Here is a 5,468-nt window from a genome sequence, read left to right as displayed (position 1 = left end):
AGCTGCCAGTACGCCAAGGCGTAGCTGATGCAAGCGTGTTTTTAACATGGTTAAACCCTCCCGGTTTAGTCAGAGCCCTGTGTTTCCTTAAGTACAACATTCAGGGTTCTTTGAATTGGTATTCTGGTTATCAGAGTAAAGCTTGGCCTGTCGCTTACACCTTTATGTTTGGGACCTTGCTTGAATGCCTGAAAACGACGTGCCGGACCATGACGTCATGGTCCGGCAGCTAACAGGTTGCAGTATCAGGGCAGAATGTCGCCCTTGTTTTCATCTTCCAGTGACAGCATGCGGCCCACAGGCTGGAAGTCCCCTGCATCGGTATCCACAATTAGCGGACCATCGCCGTTGCCAATCAGGCCGTTGATGATGCCGCTCTCATCGTTGACATCCAGACCATACTGCTCGGCCAGATCCACGCCATCGAGTACGATGCGCTGATCGACCTTGCCGTCGAGATTGGCGTCAATGGCGATGGTGGTAGAACCGTCGACAATATCGAAGCTGAGGTAATCCTCGAGGCTGTGATGCTCTTCGTTTTGCAGCAGATCGCTCAGGTCGAGCTTATCGTTTGCCAGGTCGAAGTCGATGATATGGTCTGTGCCCGTATCGCCGGCCTTCCACACAAAGGTGTCGGCGCCGTCGGTGCCGTGGAACACCTCATCACCCAGCCCCACAATGGTGCTGCCATCCTGAATAAGCAGTGAGCCGTCAACCAGGCCGGAGTCACCATTGCTGGCTTGTCCGGGATCCCCATTCTGGGCAGCGTCCTGCGGAGCAGGGCTGTTAACGAGCGTGGCATTGTCTGGGGCAAGCGGCTGGCTGTCATCCAGGGCATCAGTCACTTCTTTTGCCACGGCAAACTCACCGGAAGCCGTGCTTTGCTGGACGGTTGAAGCCTCAGGGGTGTCAGCAGCCTCAGGCGCACCGAAGGCCAACTGCGCCGCCTTTTCAGCGCCTGCATGGGCCGGTTCAGAACCCTGCAGCGGCTCTGTGGATGACTCACTCATCAGTGACCGTGCAGCCAGGAGGCTGTTGTCTTGCATCTGGTTAAGTTGCAAGGATTTAAGACCTATATCTCCCATCACTGGGTTGGCACCAAGCACAGTGATTTGGAAGTCTACGCTGCTTTGCGCGGTATCCTGATTGGATGACTCCACACTGGTGGCCACGACCGTCGCCGTATAGTTGCCCTGAGTGGTCACCTTGATTTGCAGACTGGATTTATCCCAATCGGTAATATCAACGGTGCCATTGGCGCCAACGGTAACCTGATTGCCATTGGCATCTTTAAGCACAGCGCCAACAGGCAGCCCCTGGAGTTGGACACTCAGACTCTCTGAGTTGTCAGCATCCACCAACGACGAACCTATGTTGCCGAGTTTGATAAAGTCGTCTTTGTAGCCGTAGTTATCGACTGCACTGAACGACAGGTTATCCAGAATCGCACCCACAGAGTCGGCGTTATCGGCTTCAAACAGCAGGCGATAGTTACCTGTGGCATCCACAGGCAGCGTCACCTTCTGATCGAGCAGCCAGGCCGTCGAGGTCGGATTGTAGTCATACAGCGTAATCGCCTCGGCAAGCAGCGGCTGACCATTGGCATCCAATGGCACCAGTTTCACCGTCAAACCGCTGCTTGTGGTGTTACGTGCCGCGATATCAAAGCCAAGCTCATAGAAACGACCGGCCTCGAGAGACATATCGGTGTAGAGGGTTTTGTCACCGTTATGGAATTCAATTTCCATCACCTTGTTGGTGGAGGTGCCACCAAGATACGTCTTCTCATAACCGACTTCGATTTGACCATTGGCGTTGCTGGTGTACCAGGTGCCTATGGTGTTGAGGCCGGAAATCTCATTGGCCACAACCCCGTCCCAGGGGCCATTGAAGCTCACGTCTTCAAAGTTGATGGCGGCAACGCTGGTGTAGTTTCCTACCGTCAGCACAGGCGCATCGGCCACGGCATTGACTGTGATATTGAGGGTCGAAGTACTGCCTGTATTGGTGGTGTAGGTGATCTCAGGCACGGTTCCATTCCAGTTGTTGTTTGGCACAAAACTGTAGTTACCGTTGCTGTTAAGGGTAAGCACCCCATCCGCCAACACATGAGCGGTTGAACCCGCGGTGTAGACTGTGTTGCTGCCGGCTACCTGGAAGCTGGTCACTGACAAGGTATTGTCGACATCGGTGTCATTGGTCAGCACGTTACCGGTAGCGGTCTGATCCTCATTGATGGTCTTGCTGTCTGGGGCAAGCACACTGGCATCATCAACCGGCGTAACCTGAATAATCAAGGCCGCACTTGCACCCGTGTTGGTCGTGTAAGTGACAGAAGGCACAGTACCATTCCAGTCGGCCGCAGGTTTGAAGATATAGCTGCCATCGGCATTCAGGGTCAGCTCACCTTCAGCCAGCTGCAAACGGGCGCCAGGCGCGTACTCGCTGCTGTCACCGGCAACCTTGAAGCTGACAACGTCGGTGTTGTTATCACCATCGTTGTCCAGCACGTTACCTTCGATAGGTCCGCCGTCTTCCAGACCGGTTTTGGTATCCAGGTTCGCTTTAACCTGCTGGAAATCAACCTTATTCAGGTCAATATTCAGCAGCGCGCTGCTCTCGTCGCCGTCGCCGTCCAGCACAGTGTAGGTAAAGGTATCTACCGCCCCTTGTGGGATATCACTGTTATTGACGGTGACCTGATAGTCGTAAGAGCCGTCGCTGTAGAGTGTCAGCACACCATATTGGCCAACGATCTGCGTGCCCACATTGCCACTCACGCCATCGGCCTTGTGGTCGCCCGCCTGCACCCCAATCAGGGTAATGGTGTCATCTGCACCAATAACATCGTTGGTCAGCACATTGCCGCTGGTTGAAGGCAGCTCATAGCCATCGCCTGCAACCACACGCACCACAAGCTCGTAACTGGAGGCGGCGTTTTCGGCGGTTCGAATTTCGGTAACCACCTGACCGGTCACAGGATCTCTGAAACCTATCACCTGCAGGGTGTAGAAAGCGCCTTCATAGTTGAAGGTCACACTGGTTTGACTGACGGTCACTATGTCCTTGGAGGCTTCAGGATCGTTGGTGTTGGTCGTCTCGTCATGGGCAAAGTCAACGGTCAGAGTAACCGGCGTGACCACACCATAGGAGTCGGTTACCGAGAAGGTTACGTCCATAGATGCGGCAGTAATTGCAGTGCCTGCGGCAGTAGGCCAGTTGTAATGGGTAAAGGTACCCAGCACTATGTCCTCATTCAGCCCCAAAGAGCCCGAAAGCGCCGCGTCATTGTCGATAAAACCGTAACCCGATTTATAGGTGGATGTTGGCGTTCCCCAACGCAGCTGATCAAGGCCACTGTCGTTGTCCAAACCACCACCATTGGGGTTACTGGTGCCATCAAACCGCTCAATGCTTGAACCGCCTGTAGGTACTTTCCAATCTGCAACAATACCGGACACCAGGAAGCTGTCCTGAATGATACTGACACTGCCGTTATCATCATTAGCCTGGTTATTGTCGTCAGTCACAGTAATAGCCACAGTACCTGTTGCTGTGCTGCCAAGTGAGTCTGTCGCTACAACCTGAATACCCGATACCACGACCTCATCAGCGTTCGGGTTATTTTGATGCTGGAGATCGTCCAGCAAGGTCGCGGTGACGCTTACACTGCCGGTCTCACCTGCACCAATACTTGAGCCGCTCAGGGACAGAATTATCATCTGTACCCCGCCGATGCTGCCGATAAGGTTGCCAGTACCCGAATCGAGCGACCAAACGAAGTTACCGTTCAAGCCCGACACAGTGATGCCTGCGGTTGAGCCGAAGCTGAAACCTGTGACATCGGCCGCACCGCTGGCAGTAAACGACAGTGACTGGGTCGCAGTGTCCTGATTGCTGCCTTTAGTATCTGCATCCTGCAGCGCCAGATTTACTGAGCCACCGCCATGGATATCGTTGTCGATAATAGTGGCCGTGCCGGTGACAGAACCTGAACTCAGGGTATAGGTTTCGGTAGGCTCGGCTGCCGAATCCTGCTTAGTCTGTACCAGCACCTGGAAGCTGTTTTGCCCTGCCGGCAATGTCACGCTGAAGCTGCCGTTGGCGGCAACCGAAACCGTTTGGCTTACACCATTGATAACCACGGTGACCTGATTGCCTGTGTAGTCGGCGCCCTTCACTGCGGTACCATTCGCCAGAGTCAGGTTCAGCACTGTGTCTGTGGTGGAGGTATTGCCGGTTGTTACCGTAAAGGTGTTTACATCACCTTCCACCACGGTGTTGCCGACGATGCTGCTGACCACAGGGGCACTGTCATTGTCGGTAATAGTGGCAATGCCGCTGGCACCGGTGCCATTGGCGGTCGCGCTCAGGCGATATTGCTCACTGCCTTCAAAAATGCTGTCGTCAACGGTTGCCACCTGCACCAGGAAGCTGGTTGCCCCCGCAGGCACAGTCACAGTGCTGCCGCTCACGGCTGTGTATGTGGCGCCATTGTCGAAACTCACCATATAGGTGGTGCCGGTATCTGTGCCCACAGTGGCGGTGTCGCTGCTAAGCGCCAGGGTAACTGAGGTTGCTGTGGTGCTGGCGTTACTCAAGGTCACCACAAAGGTGTTTGACTGACCTTCAACGACCGTATTGCCTACCACCGAGTTCACCACGGGCAGATCGGCTGTATCCACAATAGTGGCGGTGCCGGTATCGGTACCGGTGACGCCGCTCTCGCCGGTCACGGTGACGCTGAAGTGCTCGGCGCCTTCGTAGACACTGTCATCGGTGGTCTGGACCCGCAGCTGCAGACTGGTGCTGCCCGCCGGAATGGTCACCACGCCATTGGCCGGTACCGCCAGCCAATTGGTGCCATCGAAGTATTCCAGGTTGCCCATGTCAGCGGCATCGGTATCACCGGCATTCAGGGTCAGTTTGACCTCGGTGTCGGTGGCCGCAGCGGCGCTGAGGCTCACCGTGAAGCTGGCGATGCTGCCTTCGTTCACACTGCCTGCATCACTGATAGTGACGCTCGGACGGTCATCATCCGGGTTCGGGCCGGGGCCGGAGCCATCATCCACAATAGTGGCGGTGCCGGTATCGGTACCGGTGACGCCGCTCTCGCCGGTCACGGTGACACTGAAGTGCTCAGCGCCTTCATAGACACTGTCATCGGTGGTCTGGACCCGCAGCTGCAGACTGGTGCTGCCCGCCGCAATGGTCACGATGCCATCGGCCGGTACCGCCAGCCAATTGGTGCCATCGAAGTATTCCAGGTTGCCCATGTCAGCGGCATCGGTATCACCGGCATTCAGGGTCAGTTTGACCTCGGTGTCGGTGGCCGCAGCGGCGCTGAGGCTCACCGTGAAGCTGGCGATGCTGCCTTCGTTCACACTGCCTGCATCACTGATAGTGACGCTCGGACGGTCATCATCCGGGTTCGGACCCGGGCCGGTGCCATCATCCACAATAGTTGC

General features: G+C 55.7%; 1 protein-coding gene. It reads right to left on the bottom strand.

Annotation, left to right across the window (positions count from 1 at the left end):
• Window positions 1–245 precede the first annotated feature (245 nt).
• Window positions 246–5,468: choice-of-anchor K domain-containing protein (locus MJ923_RS20720; protein ID WP_240592684.1), on the bottom strand; the 5,223-nt coding region annotated here is incomplete at its 5' end.

Origin of the sequence: Shewanella zhuhaiensis (genome assembly GCF_022484835.1) — a bacterium.
GTDB classification, from domain to species: domain Bacteria; phylum Pseudomonadota; class Gammaproteobacteria; order Enterobacterales; family Shewanellaceae; genus Shewanella; species Shewanella khirikhana.
Note: the sequence above shows the minus strand (reverse complement) of the source record. Positions and strands in the feature narration are given on the sequence as shown.